This is a genomic window from Gracilibacillus suaedae, from assembly GCF_017599345.1.
Lineage (GTDB): Bacteria > Bacillota > Bacilli > Bacillales > Amphibacillaceae > Gracilibacillus > Gracilibacillus suaedae.
On record NZ_JAGFVL010000054.1, the window covers coordinates 1 to 15161 of the forward strand.

Sequence of the window (15161 nt, forward strand, 5' to 3'; positions counted from 1 at the left end):
AAAATCATCCCGTAGGAGTGGAAGCGGACGGCCTTCGCTATGGAGCTATTCTACAACGTTAGTGACAGCTAACTTTTCGAGCTTTCTAAACATGTGTAATAAAACAAGTATGTTAGCGAATACATTCATTGTAAAGCATGACTTAGCGTAGGCGCCACTTCGACTCCTGGGGGATCAGCGTGATCTGAAGATCCACTTTGCAAAGCGATCTTCTTTGCAAAGTTAGCTGAAGACACGCCCCCTGGAAAGCGAAGTGGGCAAGCCGAAGCGGTTGTTACGACTATTAATCATGTCAAAATAACTACTTTGAACAGGACCGGGTGGGTTTTCCCGGTTTTTCTTATTGATTCCAACTACTCAAATGTGATCTTTTTCATCAAAAAATGCAAAATCGCTTTTTAAAAGACCATAAATTAATCAAAACAAGAAAACATACAATATAAACCTTATTTTCTACTACCTCCAAGATATGAAAATCAAAAAACAGCCATTTTGCTTTGCGATGGACCTGTGTTATAAAAAGGATAGCTCCTTTTTTGGGGGAGATATCACCCCCACTCTTCCTTTCAATCGAGAAGCAATCATAACCCCTCCGATTGCTTCTCCTTTCTTTTAGCGGATTATTGTAATTTTTATCATTCAAGTGTTATGATAGAGAATGGAAATTTATTTTAGAAAACATGTATCGATTTTAAGATAAAGAGGAGCGGCTACAATGCGTGGATTATTAAAGAAAGTATTCGGTGATGGTAACCAACGTCAACTCAAAAGTTTAGAAAAAATTGCAGATGAAATAGAAGCGTTAGAGCCATCGATACAGCTATTATCAGATGATGACTTAAAAAATAAAACAGAAGAATTTAAGGAACGCTATCAAAATGGTGAAACTTTGGATGATCTCCTAGTTGAAGCATATGCAGTTGTTCGTGAAGCTGCAAAACGTGTGTTGGGCATGCGACCATTTTATGTACAACTAGTCGGTGCGATTGCGATGCATAATGGCAATATTGCAGAAATGAAGACAGGGGAAGGAAAAACGCTTGCTTCCACGATGCCGGCATATTTAAATGCGATAACCGGAAAAGGTGTCCATATTATCACAGTCAACGACTACTTAGCTGATCGTGATGCCAGAGAAATGGGAGAATTATATCAATTTTTAGGCTTAACGGTCGGATTTAACCAAAACGGAATGCCTAAAGAGGAAAAAAGAGAAGCCTATGAAGCAGATATCACATATGGTACAAATAATGAATTTGGTTTCGACTATTTGCGTGACAATATGGTGTTATACAAAGAACAAATGGTACAACGCCCATTACACTTTGCCATTATTGACGAGGTCGACTCGATTTTAATTGACGAGGCACGTACTCCACTTATTATTTCTGGTACGGCCCAAAAATCGGCAAGCATGTATCAACAAGCGAATTCTTTTGTTCGCACATTAAAAAATGAAGAGGATTATACGTATGATGAAAAATCAAAAGGTGTACAGTTAACAGAAGAAGGGATGAACAAGGCGGAACGTTTCTTTAACATTGAAAATCTCTTTGACTTGAACCATGTCACATTAATGCACCATATTAATCAAGCTTTAAAAGCGCATGTTGCAATGCACCGAGATACGGACTATGTTGTGGAAGAAGACCAGGTAGTGATTGTCGACCAATTCACTGGTCGTTTAATGAAGGGTCGTCGTTACAGTGATGGATTACACCAAGCGATTGAAGCAAAAGAAGGCTTGCAAATTCAAAACGAAAGCATGACCCTAGCTTCGATCACATTCCAAAACTACTTCCGTATGTATGAGAAGCTTGCAGGTATGACTGGTACCGCGAAAACAGAAGAAGAAGAATTCCGCAATATTTATGCAATGGATGTTGTGGCGATTCCGACGAACAAGCCGATCATCCGTGAAGATAAAGCTGATTTAATTTATAAAACGATGGAAGGTAAGTTTAGAGCGGTTGTTGAGGAGATAAAAGCACGTTATGAAAAAGGTCAGCCAGTATTAGTTGGTACAGTAGCGGTTGAAACTTCAGAATTGATTGCTAAGCTGTTGAAAAAAGCTGGTGTAAAACATAATGTGTTAAATGCGAAAAATCACTATCGTGAGGCTGAAATTATTGAAAATGCCGGTCAGAAACACGCCGTGACGATTGCTACCAACATGGCAGGTCGTGGTACCGATATTAAACTTGGAGATGGTGTGAAAGAGTTAGGTGGACTTGCTGTTATTGGTACAGAGCGTCATGAGTCTCGTCGTATTGACAATCAGTTACGTGGTCGTTCCGGTCGTCAAGGGGACCCAGGTGTAACGCAATTCTATTTATCAATGGAAGATGAATTAATGCGTCGATTCGGATCAGACAATATGAAAAATATGATGGAACGACTTGGGATGGATGATACTCAACCGATTGAAAGTAAAATGGTATCACGTGCAGTAGAATCCGCACAAAAACGGGTAGAAGGTAATAACTTTGATGCACGTAAAACGATTCTTTCGTATGATGATGTATTACGTCAACAACGTGAAATTATTTACAAACAACGATTTGATGTGATTGATTCTGATGATTTACGTGAAATTATTGAACAAATGATACAAACAACAGTGGAAAATGCTGTTGATACCTATATGGCAGAGGATATTCCAGAGGACTGGAACTTAACTGGTTTAATCGAGTATATCCATGCTACTCTACTTGAAGAGGAATGGATTACCGAAGATGATCTGAAAGGTAAAGAAAAAGATGAAGTAACCGATTTGATCATGTCCAAAATCAAGGAAAAATATGATCAAAAAGAAGAAGAATTTACGTCAGAGAGAATGCGTGAATTTGAAAAAGTCATTGTTCTTCGTACAGTAGATACGAAATGGATGGACCATATCGATCAAATGGACCAGCTTCGTCAAGGTATTCACTTGAGGGCATATGGTCAAAATGATCCGTTGCGCGAATACCAGATGGAAGGTTTCGCGATGTTTGAACAGATGATTGATGTCATTAATGAAGAAGTAGCGAAATATGTAATGAAAGCCCAAATTCGTGAAAATTTAAAACGAGAAGCAGTGGTGAAAGATACTCAGGCTGTTTCTGGTGGGGATCAACAGAAGAAAAAAGTGAAAAGACCTTTTGTCAAAGCACAAACAGTAGGACGAAATGAACCTTGCCCTTGTGGCAGTGGTAAGAAATATAAGCAATGTCATGGAAGATAAGGTTAAATGAGGTGGAAGAAAGATGGAACTAGTAGAAATTAAACAAGAATTAGATAAAATGGCTAAGCGATTAGCGGATTTCAGGGGGTCTCTTTGACTTAGATGCCAAGAGAGCCCGTATCGCCGAGTTGGATGAGATGATGACAGATCCTAGTTTTTGGGATGATCAACAAGCGGCCCAGAAAATAATCAATGAGGCAAATGGTTTAAAAGAGCTAGTACAAGCTTTTGATAACAATGAAGAATCATTGGAAAATGCAGAAGTATCTTATGAATTAGTCAAAGAAGAAAATGATGACGATCTTCGTGAGGAATTGGAAAATGAAGTGCAATTTCTTACCGATGCACTTAATCGATTTGAATTATTTATTCTTTTAAGTGAACCATATGATAAGAACAATGCCATATTGGAATTACACCCAGGTGCAGGTGGTACGGAATCACAGGACTGGGCAAGCATGCTTTTACGTTTGTATACAAGATGGGCAGATGCAAAAGGATTTAAAGTAGAAACATTGGATTATCTACCAGGTGAAGAGGCCGGGGTCAAAAGTGTTACTCTTCTAATCAAAGGTCATAATGCCTATGGATATCTGAAAGCAGAAAAAGGGGTGCACCGCCTTGTTCGAATTTCACCGTTTGACTCATCCGGACGTCGCCATACATCGTTTGTCTCCTGTGATGTAACTCCGGAATTGGACGATGATATTGATATCGAGATCAATACCGAAGATTTGAAAATTGACACGTACCGTTCGAGTGGTGCGGGAGGTCAGCATGTTAACACAACTGACTCAGCCGTCCGCATTACCCACTTACCAACGAACACGGTAGTGACTTGTCAATCTGAAAGATCACAAATCAAAAATAGAGAGCAAGCAATGAAAATGTTAAAAGCGAAGTTGTATCAATTAGAAATTGAGAAACAACAACAGGAGATGGCTGAAATTCGTGGAGAACAAAAAGAAATCGGCTGGGGCAGTCAAATACGCTCTTATGTCTTCCATCCGTATTCCATGGTAAAAGATCACCGTACAGATTATGAAACAGGAAACACACAAGCGGTCATGGATGGAGAGATAGACAACTTTATTGACGCTTATCTACGTTCTGTAATGAATTAATAAGAAAAGTCTAGTGCGACTAGTTTCTGGTCACTCGGCGCTAGACATCTCTATTTATAGTATCTTTTACTACGAGCAAAAGGGGAAGCTCTCCTTTTGCTCGTTTTACTGTGTTATTAACAAATGAGGAGTGATGCAACATGATCGCAAGATATCGGAGAAAGCAAATGCCGAATTGGTTACGGCAAATTTTAGATTATTCTTTTGTATTAATAGGTGCTTTTTTTGTCGCCATCGCGTTTAACCTTTTTTTATTACCAAATAATATTGCGTCAGGTGGTGTAGCGGGGGTCAGTACAATCACAAAGGCAGTATTCAATTGGGAACCGTCGATTGTGCAATGGGGGCTGAATATTCCGTTATTTATTGCAGGTATTGTAATTTTAGGGAAAAATTTCGGGGCAAAATCCCTAGTAGGTACGATTATTTTACCATTTTATGTATTTTTGACAAGGGATTTGCAACCAGCGACAGCTGATCCACTGCTGGCATCTATCTTTGGCGGGATGATTGTCGGAATTGGAATTGGTGTTGTCTTTCGTGGAAAAGCTTCTACAGGTGGAATGGATTTAGCAGCACAAATACTACATAAATATATTGCGTTGCCACTTGGTGTATGTTTAGCAGTGTTTGATGGCTTAATCGTTATAACAGCATCATTTGTCTTTTCACTTGAGGAAGGGTTATATGCATTAATCGGTTTATTTATTACGAGCCGAACGATAGACTTTGTGCAAGTAGGTCTTAATACCTCTAAGAATGTTATGGTTATAACGAACCAACCTGATGAAGTTCGTCGAATTTTGTTGAATGATATTGATAGAGGTGTTACTATTTTTAAAGGGTTTGGTGGTTATACAGATGAAGATCGAAAAGTGTTGATGTGTGTCGTTCAGCAAAATGAATTCAGTAAAACGACACGTGCTGTCAAATCAATAGATCCAGATGCTTTTGTTATTGCGATGAATGCTACAGAAGTTCTAGGAGAAGGGTTCAAACGATAGTTTCCATTAACTGGATTCAAACCCTGGACTTAGGTATGAAAGTTATTGTTTCTTAACATCTTGAAATAAAATTGTAATAAAAAATAAGGTAAAAAATATCGAAAATGATGTTATAATGTAAACAGTGTGGAATAGATCGTCGAAATTTGATTTGGATCATTCGAGGAATTGTTAGATAAAACGATAAAAAGGTGATTACTTTATGATAAAAATGCAAGAAGTATATATGACTTATCCTAATGGGGTTGTTGCTCTGAATGGAGTGGATGTAACTATTGAGCAAGGAGAGTTTGTCTACATAGTTGGACATAGTGGTGCTGGGAAATCAACCTTCACCAAAATGTTATTTCGAGAAGAGGTACCAACAAAAGGTTCTGTTGTCGTGAACAATACAGATATAACGACACTAAAGTGGAAGGAAGTACCTTATTTCCGGAGAAATATTGGTGTTGTCTACCAAGATTTTCGTTTATTACCTAAATTAACAGTCTATGAAAATATTGCGTTTGCTCTGGAAGTTATTGAAGAATCACCAAAGAACATTCGTAAACGGGTGATGTCTGTACTAGATCAAGTAGGCTTAAAAAATAAAGCCCGCTTTATTCCGGATGAATTATCAGGTGGGGAGCAGCAACGTGTTGCTATTGCAAGAGCGATGGTAAACCATCCGTCCCTATTAATTGCGGACGAGCCTACTGGTAATTTAGACCCGGAAACATCATGGGAAATCATGCGAATATTAGAAGAAATTAATGCAAGTGGTACAACGATTTTAATGGCAACGCACAGTAAAGAAATTGTGAATACAGTAAAAAAACGTGTCATTGCTATGGAAGACGGTATGATTGTACGTGACGAGCATCGAGGAGAGTATGGATATGAAGTTTAGTACGTTAAAGCGACATTTCAAAGAAGGTGCTAGGAACACGTGGCGCAATGGTTGGATGACTATCGCATCTATTGGTGCCGTGACGACCACGTTAATTCTAGTCGGAGTATTTCTTGTATTAATGCTGAATTTAAATCACATTGCGAATGAGTTGGAAGATGATGTTCAGATTAAAGCATTAATAGAGGTAACTGCTGAAGAAAGTGATGTAGATCAATTAGAAGAAAATATTAACAACATTAATGGTATTGAAAGTATAGATTTTTCGACAAAAGAAGAAGAATTGGAGAATTTAATTGACAGCATGGGGGAACAAGGACAAGCATGGGGGTTATATGAACAGGATAATCCGTTAAATGATGTCTTCATAGTGAAAGCGGAAGACCCGCTTGAAACAGAGAGAATAGCAGCAGAAATTGAAGAGTTTGATTTTATTTATCGTGTGAATTATGGACAAGAATATGTAGATACCCTGTTTAAATTTAATGAATATGCTAGAAATGTAGGACTAGTTCTAATCGCAGCATTAGTATTCACTGCCATTTTCTTAATTTCTAATACGATCAAAATTACAATTTTAGCTCGTAAAAAAGAAATTGGTATTATGAAATTGGTGGGTGCAACAAATAACTTTATCCGCTGGCCATTTTTTGTGGAGGGCATGTTTTTAGGTGTATTGGGAAGTGTTATTCCGATAGCTGTGATACTAATAGGTTACTATTTCTTAACACAGAATATGGCAATATTGCAGCAGTTTAATTTTGTGACGATCTTGGACTTCTATCCATTTGCATTGCAAATTTCCCTTATTATTGTTGGTATCGGTGCTTCTATTGGTGTATGGGGAAGTCTTATGAGTGTCCGTAAATTCTTAAAAGTTTAATAGAATACGAGAAATTGTCAGATTAGAGAGGGGAAATTCTATGAAACGGTGTTATTTAATCCTAACTGTACTTGTCATCAGTACCATTTTCTCTTCAACCTCTGTTTTTGCTGAATCAGCGAATGAATTGGATAAAAAACTTGATGAATTAGAAGAGAAAAAAGATCAAATTAATCAAGAAGCTAATGAGGTAGAAAGTAAAGTAAATGAAACAGAGAAAAAAATCAATAAAAATCAAGAAGAACAACAAGAGACAAAAAGTGAAATGGATGAAATTAATAGTGATATAGTTGACACACAAGCTAAATTACAAGCAAAACAAGACGAAATAACAGCAACAAATAATAAAATAACAGAAACTGAAGATGAAATAGCAAAAACAGAAGAAGAGATAGAGGAATTAAACGAAGAAATTAAACAACTTGAAGAAAAAATTGCTGATCGAGAAGAATTATTAAAAAACAGGTTACGCGCTATTCAACAGAATGGTGGTAACACAAGTTATTTAGAAGTAATACTAGGTGCCCAAAGCTTTGGAGATTTTATTAACCGAGCGACAGCAGTAACGAAAATCATGGATTCTGATAAGAAAATCATGGAAGAACAAGAGTCAGATAAAGAACAACTGGAAGAAAATAAGGTGGAAGTAGAAGAAAAAAAGGTATCTCTAGAAGAAAATAAACAAGAACTAGAAGATACTAAGTCTACACTTGTAGCTCAAAAACAAGAATTAGATGAAATCAAAGGAACCTTAAATCAACAAATGAATGAAAAGGAAAATTTAATAGAAGAGCTAGAAATAGAAGAAGAAGAGTTAAACGAAATAAAATTAACAGCTGAAGAAGAACAACAATTAATTGATGCTAATGCTGCCTCTGTACAAAAAGCAATAGAGCAAGCTGAAAAAGAAAAACAACGGTTAGAGCAACTAGCAAAAGAAGAAGAAACAAGCAGTAATTATTCGGGTGCTAGTGTCAGTGGGGGAAATGGAAAATTTATTAGGCCAACAACAGGTAGAGTGACTTCACCTTTTGATCCAAACAGACTACACCCAATAGATAAAGTTGTAAAACCTCATAATGGCACAGATTTTGGCTGGAGAGCTGAAGGTGCCACAAATATCAAAGCTTCTGCTAGTGGTGTTGTATCTTATGCTGGTTGGATGAGTGGATATGGCAATACAATTATGATTACTCATTCAATCGATGGTCAAATTTATACAACTTTATACGCACATTTGAGTAGTATGAAAGTGTCGAATGGCCAATCTGTGGAACAGGGACAACAAATCGCTATTATGGGATCTACAGGTAGTTCTACTGCGACACACTTACATTTTGAAATTCATCCTGGTGGATATAAAAACCCTGTGAACCCGATGAATTACATTAATTGAGTTTGATAGTTTAAATCTACATATAAATTACAGTAGTAAAAAACAAAAGACATCACAAAATACTTGTGATGTCTTTTTTAAACCTTCATAATATAGAAGTAGAGAAGTTTTTATCAAGGTGCTAGGTGTTGATAACCTCCCTGCATGAAGCTTCGAGCTATACAAAGAATAAGTGTATGGGAGTCAACAGACGCTATCTATCAGTGATGGTACCCGCACTGACAGAAGTCTCATTTTATTTAAGGCTATGGGGTGGAATAATGAATATTAGAAAAAGGTATCTCGTGTTATTTTTGGTTGTTGCAATTGCTTTAGGAGCCGTTGGGACTTATGTAGGCTTGGGTTTCGTTGCAGATGGAACAAGCCCTAGCGGCAATTTAGCAAGTTCAGATCGGGATTTGCTAACAGAACTTGCTGATCAACAAGAAACGATAGAAGAAAATATGGGAAAAATGTCTAAAGTAGTAGATGCGTTTTCCATTATTCAAGAAAACTATGTGGAGGAAGTTGAGGATACACAATTAATTGAAGGCGCGATTCAAGGTATGCTTCAATCTCTTGATGATCCTTATAGTGTTTATATGGATCAGGAAACGATGGAGCAATTTGATGAACAAATTGAGTCTTCCTTTGAAGGAATAGGTGCTGAGGTATCGATGACAGAGGGAAATGTGACGATCGTTGCACCGATAAAGGATTCTCCTGCTGAAAAAGCAGGCTTAAAGCCTAATGACCAAATCCTCTCTGTTGATGGGGAAAGTGTGGAAGGATTAGACCTTTATGAAGCTGTCAATAAAATCCGTGGTGAAAAAGGTTCACAGGTCGTATTGGAAATCAGACGACCTGGTGTAGATGATTTGTTAGAGGTAGAACTGACGAGAGATGCAATACCGTTAGAAACGGTTTATGTCAATACAAGAGAAGAGAATGGAAAGTTAATTGGCATTATTGAATTAACTTCATTCTCGGAGAATACTGCTAGTGACTTTGAGAATGGATTAGCGGATTTAGAGGAACAAGGTATTGATGGATTAGTCATTGACGTGAGAGGTAACCCAGGTGGTTTGTTACCTTCTGTCCAAGAAATTTTAAGTAATTTTGTTCCTGAGGATACCCCTTATCTTCAGATTGAGGATCCTTCAGGTAAGAAAACAAGATATTTCTCTGACATAAGCTCTACTAAAGAATATCCAATTGTCACATTAATTAATGAAGGTAGTGCTTCTGCTTCTGAAATCTTAGCCGCTTCATTAAATGAAGCATTAGATTATGATATTGTTGGCGAAACATCATTTGGAAAAGGAACTGTTCAACAGACTGTATCAATGGGGGACGGTAGTACAATAAAAATCACTCGAATGAGATGGTTAACCCCTGAAGGTAATTCTATCCATGAAGTAGGCGTAGAACCAACGATTGAACAAAAAATGCCAGATTATTATTACACCAATCCTGTTCAGGTTGAGGAACCATTAACCTTTAATCAGAGTGACGACAAAATTGAAAATGTTCAAATTATGCTAGAAGGATTAGGATATGAGCCAGGAAGAACAGATGGCTATTTTAATGAAGAAACTCAAGCGGCAGTAGAAGCATTCCAGCAAGATCAGGATCTGAATGTAACAGGTGAAGTTGATGAAAAAACAGCAGAAGTACTGCAAACAACGATCATCGAGAAAATCCGAAACAACGAAGATGATTACCAAATAGACAAAGCAATCGAGACCCTAACAGAATAAGCAAGCGCTCAAGCTGTCATAGAATTCGCTATGACAGCTTTTTTAAAAGTGTCCAATAAATCTTTAAACAAGTGTTTAATGTAAAAATAATGAACTTGAAGAATTTGTAACCATTTTAACTAAAATCAAATTATGGGTAGCTAAATTTGATTTTTTTATCATAATAGAAGTAATATACATAGAAACTGAAAGTGCTTGATAAACATGGGGTTTGGAGCTAATAAATTTATTTAGCCCCAATATTAGCCCCAGCAAGTGCTTGGCTAAACACAGATACTGCCTTATCTTCCATTTCTTTTAAGGTATGAGCATAAACTCTATACACCATCTCCACAGTATTTCCTAAACGGTCCGCAACGGTTCTTGGTGGTATACCTTCGTTGATTAAAACTGTTGCATATGTGTGTCGCAAACCATGAGGAGTGATTGTATTAATATATATATCTTCCTTTTCTAACTGTTTGTATATTCGACTAAATACATTGTTTAAGGTGTTAAAAGATACCGGAACGCAATGGGAAGATATGAACACATAATCTTTTTCTTTATCTAAGCGTTGACCGTGCTTGAATTTCATTTCAACACACCACTTGTGATAATTCTCCAAGTTCTTGATAAGTTCATTATCGATCAGAATACTTCTGTAACTATTTTTAGTCTTAGGAGATCGTACTCCATGCTGATCTCGAGTACGTTTAACGGTTAGAGTTTTACTTTTAAAATCAATGTCTTCCCATTTTAAACCAAGGGCTTCTCCTTTTCTTAACCCAGTGTAGGCTAATAATAAAAGAGGAAACTGAAGAAACAACCACCACAACTACAACTTCAGGAGGCTGTTTATGATAAAAAGTTAAGCCGTCCTTCACTTGTGGTTGAAGAGTTACAAAGACAACTCAATAAAGGTACATTTTAAGTAGTAAGTCGCAAATACAATATCTATGTAGTTAACAAAAGCCCAGGTGTGGAAAACCTGGGCTTGAATGTATATTTAAATGTAAACTGTGTAATTCAATTAACGACTCATTAATTTAAGAATTAATTATTTTTTAATAGCCATAAATATAAGCATTCCTATTCCAACAAACACTGCTAATATAATCAATAGGATTATTATGCCAGGTACTCCAAAACTAGTTAACATATTATTTCCCCCCACTATCATTGTAACATTTATTCTTAACGTTCTATTTACCAAGATAAAACTAAATTCTTTATTCCACAAACCTGCCCGTTAGTTTAAGGTCACTATATCACAATTAGTATAATATCTGTATGATACGTAAAAAGCCCAGCGTGGAAACATGGGCTTTAAATAATATTAATTTTTAGTATTACTAATACAATTAACTAGAACATTTGTTAGCAATAAATTGTTACCACACATACACAACCATCAAAATAAGTGAAACGAGAAAAACTACAAAAAAGAATGGAAGATAATAAGAATTTTCTTTTTCTGTTTTCTGTTTACTTTCATAATAATTCCAACCAATAAATAGACCAAAAAACATTCCTATAATGCCAAAACGTAAAATTGATACTATGTATTCAATTACAGGTTTATATGTAGTTTGATAAACGCCATTGTTGACCTCTGTAACATCTTTATAATTAACAAACAGAATAGAGATAGCCAATCCTAATAGTAATCCATATATACTTGATTTTCTTAATTTACGTTCCATTTGATTATTCTCCTTCTAAACCAAGACTTCACTGAATTAACAGTCATTTACTATAAACAAACAATTCCACAATTGATAATCCAATTGTAGCACAAACAGTGTATAAATCTTCCTTATGACAACCTAATGGACACATTACAAAGTATTTCTATACCAACCAACAAAATTCCTGCAAAACCATCATATTTTTTATAATTTTATCCATACTAAAAAAGCAGTGCCAAGATGAACACTACCATTCTCCAACGCCCATCACTAATAAGTTGTGTTTTTTCTTAGTTTTAAAATGACATCAGAAGTCATTTCTATTCTTTTTTAGAAGTTCTATTTTTTGTTTTGTTCAATTAGTATTTCTTGGTTGTTTTTAATTTGTTTCAGCAAATAAATACTAACTATGAAGAAAGTGATTGTAGATATTATAAATATTAATAATATTAAGTCTTGGAAAAAATCCATAGATTCAACACCCTTTTAATTAGGAAATATATAAGAGTTTATCATTTATCATTTATTATTTAATTATTCCAATACAATATCTATGTAGTTAACAAAAGGAGCGCCATGGAAAAGCGCTCCTTAAATCTTTCTCCTTATAATAACTATTTAATACAAGTATTTCCAGCGGTTCTATCCATATGTTAATTCTTCACTTTTCTCTTGTAAAACCTAAGAGAAAACTCAACTAAAAAAAACAAAAACAAACCGAATAATAAAATTGTCAAGGAGTGTTTAATAAGAGGTTTCTTGGTTAAAATTTCTGATAAAGAATTGATAATTAAGATTATTCCCCAGAATGTAAAGGTAACCCAGCAAGCAATATCTGCATATTTGGTATTTGCTTTTTTATCTTGTTTGAAAAGCATGCATAATCTCCTTTTCAAATGCTATTTAATGTTAATACATTATTTATTATAAACTAATTATTTAATTGAATCAATTTCCTCTAATCTACAATTTTACAAATATATAAATTAAATAGTAGATTTTACAATTGTTAAATGGTAATATTTAGAATGTATTATAAAAAAGTAAAGGAGTGTGTGGTAATGAAAAAGATTTTTTTATTACTAGTATTAGTTTTTACAGTTTTTAGTTTCACTATAGGAGGTCCTGTTTCTGCTCAAACTAATCAAGATGTGGAGGGAAATTCATTAAAGATAGTGAATTTTAACCAAGGAGATATTGATAAGGTACATAATGTGGTAGGTATAATTAACGAAATAGAAAAAAGTGAATTAGATATGGAGAATCTATCAGGAAATAGTAAAGAAGAGATTAATAAATTGAGCCAAGCTGCACAAGAGTTTTATTTTTTGTATGAGGAAAAAGTAGATGAACTGAACATAAATTATGGTGAAAACGTTGAAATAGAGGTTTTAAACTTTATTAATGAAGTTTCCAACGATTATGAGATGAACAGTTCAGAGACAGCTGCAATTCAAGCTGCTTCGCTCGGCGGGGTCTATAAGTATTATCTAAGTAACCAACAGGTAAAAGATATAGCCGCGGCAGCTGGAGTTAATGGAACTTTTTGGGGGTTGATGGCAGCAATTGCTAAGAAGTTTGCTAAGAAACCTACTTATATTACTGCTTTAATAGTAGCTGTACCTGCGCTAGGTGCTTCTCTCCTAACCGCTTGTAATAGAAAAGGAAAAGGTATTGTGATTAAAGATATAAGAGTAGGTGCAACTCATAGCTGGAGTTGTTATTCTCAATAATTACTTCAAATTAAAATAATGGGTTTTTACGGGGAGTATAAATTATTTTGTGTAAATGGGAATTGCACTCAACTAACATCTAAAGGCTTTACGTGGAGAGGCGGGCGTGATACACTCATCTTTTCCGTTGGCGATAGCTTTGTTTTTTAAAGGTATCTCCATCGCCAAACCATCACGCCCGCAGAGGCTCCATGTCAAGCCGGCACTCTACTAGAGGTCATAGTGACAGCTCCGATTCTAGCCTCTCTCCAAAATAGATGGCAAGTTGTGATATACATTCTGTCCATCCTCTTATCGGCATAGTCCATTTTTTAGAAATTGCCATCGTAGTAAGGTAAATCATTTTGCGCAAAGCTTCATCTGATGGAAAGGCTGATTTTGTTTTTGTTACTTTTCGCAGTTGGCGATGATAGCCTTCTACGATATTAGTTGTATAAATCGCTCTCCGTATTTCGTGTGGATACTGAAAATATGTCGTTAATTCTAACCAGTTTTGTTCCCAAGAGCGTATGATGATAGGGTGCTTTTTGCCCCAAGTTTCTTTGAATGTCGCAAACTCCATTTCTGCTTCTTCTAAAGTGAGCGCTTGATAAACCTTCTTCAAGTCTTTCATCACCACTTTTTGTTCTTTGTAGGAAACGTATTTCATGGAATTTCTGATTTGATGAATCACACAAAGTTGTATCTCTGTGCGTGGAAAGACTGAGTTTATAGCTTCAGAAAAACCAGAAAGCCCGTCTTTACAAGCAATTAAGATATCTTCCACCCCTCTATTTTTTAGATCGGTACATACACCAAGCCAAAAGCTAGAACTTTCACTTTCGCCAATCCAGATACCTAAAATCTCCTTCTGGCCCTCCATATTAATCGCTAATACCGTATAAGCTGCTTTATTGACAATTCGATTTTCTTTCCGAACCTTGAAGTGAATCGCATCTAAGAAAACAATCGGATAAACACGATTTAGCGGTCGATTTTGCCATTCGGTCACCAGAGGCATGATTTTATCGGTAACTTTACTAACCAATGTAGGAGAAATGTCGATGCCATACACATCTCTCATTTGATCTTCAATATCTCTTGTGGACATCCCTTTGGCATATAACCCTAATATTTGTTCTTCAATTCCGTTTACCGTCTTTTCGTGTTTCTTAACAATTTTCGGTTCATAATCGCCATTTCGATCTCTTGGAATATGAAGATCTACTTTTCCAAACTTTGATTGGATCCCTTTCTTACTGTACCCATTTCGACTATTACCTGTGTTATTTCCTTTTATACTGTGTTTCTGGTAGCCTAATTCTTCTTCTAATTCGGCTTCAAATACCTGTTGAAGCGTGTCTTTAAACAATTGCTTCATCATCTCCTGAACATCCTCTACTGTACGACAATCCTTCGTTAGTTCTTTAATCGTTTTGTCATAAAAAAAGTCTTGCATAAATGATCATCTCCTTTTTGGTAAGTATAACCATTTACACAAAACTTTTTACGCTCTCT

At 35.9% G+C, this 15161-nt stretch carries 11 protein-coding genes; 8 read left to right on the plus strand and 3 right to left on the minus strand.

Annotated features, from left to right (window positions below; translation table 11 throughout):
* Positions 1–715 precede the first annotated feature (715 nt).
* The 7 genes from secA to J5J03_RS15850 all read left to right on the plus strand — a co-directional run bounded on the left by secA (position 716) and on the right by J5J03_RS15850 (position 10261).
* The gene (secA, locus tag J5J03_RS15820) at positions 716–3226 is read left to right on the plus strand and encodes a preprotein translocase subunit SecA (RefSeq protein ID WP_208590810.1); all 2511 of its coding nucleotides are present in this window, start codon (positions 716–718) and stop codon (positions 3224–3226) included.
* 22 nt (positions 3227–3248) lie between these two features.
* Positions 3249–4350, plus strand: a protein-coding gene (gene prfB, locus J5J03_RS15825) for a peptide chain release factor 2 (RefSeq protein WP_208590813.1) whose coding sequence is annotated in 2 segments (ribosomal slippage) — positions 3249–3320 and positions 3322–4350 — 1101 coding nt in all. Because the reading frame shifts where the segments join, the coding sequence is not laid out codon by codon here.
* Between the two features lie 140 nt (positions 4351–4490).
* Entirely contained in the window at positions 4491–5354 is an 864-nt protein-coding gene (locus J5J03_RS15830; protein WP_208590814.1) for a YitT family protein, read from the plus strand.
* A gap of 202 nt (positions 5355–5556) precedes the next feature.
* Complete coding sequence (gene ftsE / locus J5J03_RS15835) at positions 5557–6243, plus strand: cell division ATP-binding protein FtsE (protein WP_208590820.1); 687 nt, start codon at positions 5557–5559, stop codon at positions 6241–6243.
* Positions 6233–7126, plus strand: a complete 894-nt coding sequence (gene ftsX / locus J5J03_RS15840) for a permease-like cell division protein FtsX (RefSeq protein WP_208590822.1) — start codon at positions 6233–6235, stop codon at positions 7124–7126. The genes ftsE and ftsX overlap by 11 nt, the downstream gene beginning before the upstream one ends.
* A gap of 40 nt (positions 7127–7166) precedes the next feature.
* A complete protein-coding gene (locus tag J5J03_RS15845) occupies positions 7167–8522 on the plus strand; it encodes a murein hydrolase activator EnvC family protein (protein ID WP_208590824.1) in 1356 nt (451 codons plus the stop codon).
* 260 nt (positions 8523–8782) lie between these two features.
* Positions 8783–10261: a S41 family peptidase gene (locus J5J03_RS15850; protein WP_208590829.1), complete on the plus strand. Its 1479-nt coding sequence runs from the start codon at positions 8783–8785 to the stop codon at positions 10259–10261.
* A gap of 226 nt (positions 10262–10487) precedes the next feature.
* Here the strand turns inward: J5J03_RS15850 and J5J03_RS15855 are convergent, their stop codons facing one another.
* On the minus strand, positions 10488–11078 hold the full coding sequence (locus J5J03_RS15855) for a site-specific integrase (RefSeq protein WP_208590830.1): 591 nt from the start codon (positions 11076–11078) through the stop codon (positions 10488–10490).
* Positions 11079–11634: 556 nt separating this feature from the next.
* On the minus strand, positions 11635–11946 hold the full coding sequence (locus J5J03_RS15860) for a hypothetical protein (protein WP_208590831.1): 312 nt from the start codon (positions 11944–11946) through the stop codon (positions 11635–11637).
* 1046 nt (positions 11947–12992) lie between these two features.
* On the opposite strand from J5J03_RS15860, the gene J5J03_RS15865 reads away from it, so the two are divergent.
* On the plus strand, positions 12993–13664 hold the full coding sequence (locus J5J03_RS15865) for a hypothetical protein (RefSeq protein ID WP_208590832.1): 672 nt from the start codon (positions 12993–12995) through the stop codon (positions 13662–13664).
* Positions 13665–13881: 217 nt separating this feature from the next.
* Here J5J03_RS15865 and J5J03_RS15870 read toward each other — a convergent pair whose 3' ends face one another.
* On the minus strand, positions 13882–15102 hold the full coding sequence (locus J5J03_RS15870) for an IS256 family transposase (protein WP_208587812.1): 1221 nt from the start codon (positions 15100–15102) through the stop codon (positions 13882–13884).
* Positions 15103–15161 lie beyond the last annotated feature (59 nt).

Excerpts from the sequence above, each read along its gene's own strand:
- secA (WP_208590810.1), top strand. The coding sequence starts at position 716 with ATGCGTGGATTATTAAAGAAAGTATTCGGTGATGGTAACCAACGTCAA.
- J5J03_RS15830 (WP_208590814.1), top strand. The coding sequence starts at position 4,491 with ATGATCGCAAGATATCGGAGAAAGCAAATGCCGAATTGGTTACGGCAA.
- ftsE (WP_208590820.1), top strand. The coding sequence starts at position 5,557 with ATGATAAAAATGCAAGAAGTATATATGACTTATCCTAATGGGGTTGTT.
- ftsX (WP_208590822.1), top strand. The coding sequence starts at position 6,233 with ATGAAGTTTAGTACGTTAAAGCGACATTTCAAAGAAGGTGCTAGGAAC.
- J5J03_RS15845 (WP_208590824.1), top strand. The coding sequence starts at position 7,167 with ATGAAACGGTGTTATTTAATCCTAACTGTACTTGTCATCAGTACCATT.
- J5J03_RS15850 (WP_208590829.1), top strand. The coding sequence starts at position 8,783 with ATGAATATTAGAAAAAGGTATCTCGTGTTATTTTTGGTTGTTGCAATT.
- J5J03_RS15860 (WP_208590831.1), bottom strand. The coding sequence starts at position 11,946 with ATGGAACGTAAATTAAGAAAATCAAGTATATATGGATTACTATTAGGA.
- J5J03_RS15865 (WP_208590832.1), top strand. The coding sequence starts at position 12,993 with ATGAAAAAGATTTTTTTATTACTAGTATTAGTTTTTACAGTTTTTAGT.
- J5J03_RS15870 (WP_208587812.1), bottom strand. The coding sequence starts at position 15,102 with ATGCAAGACTTTTTTTATGACAAAACGATTAAAGAACTAACGAAGGAT.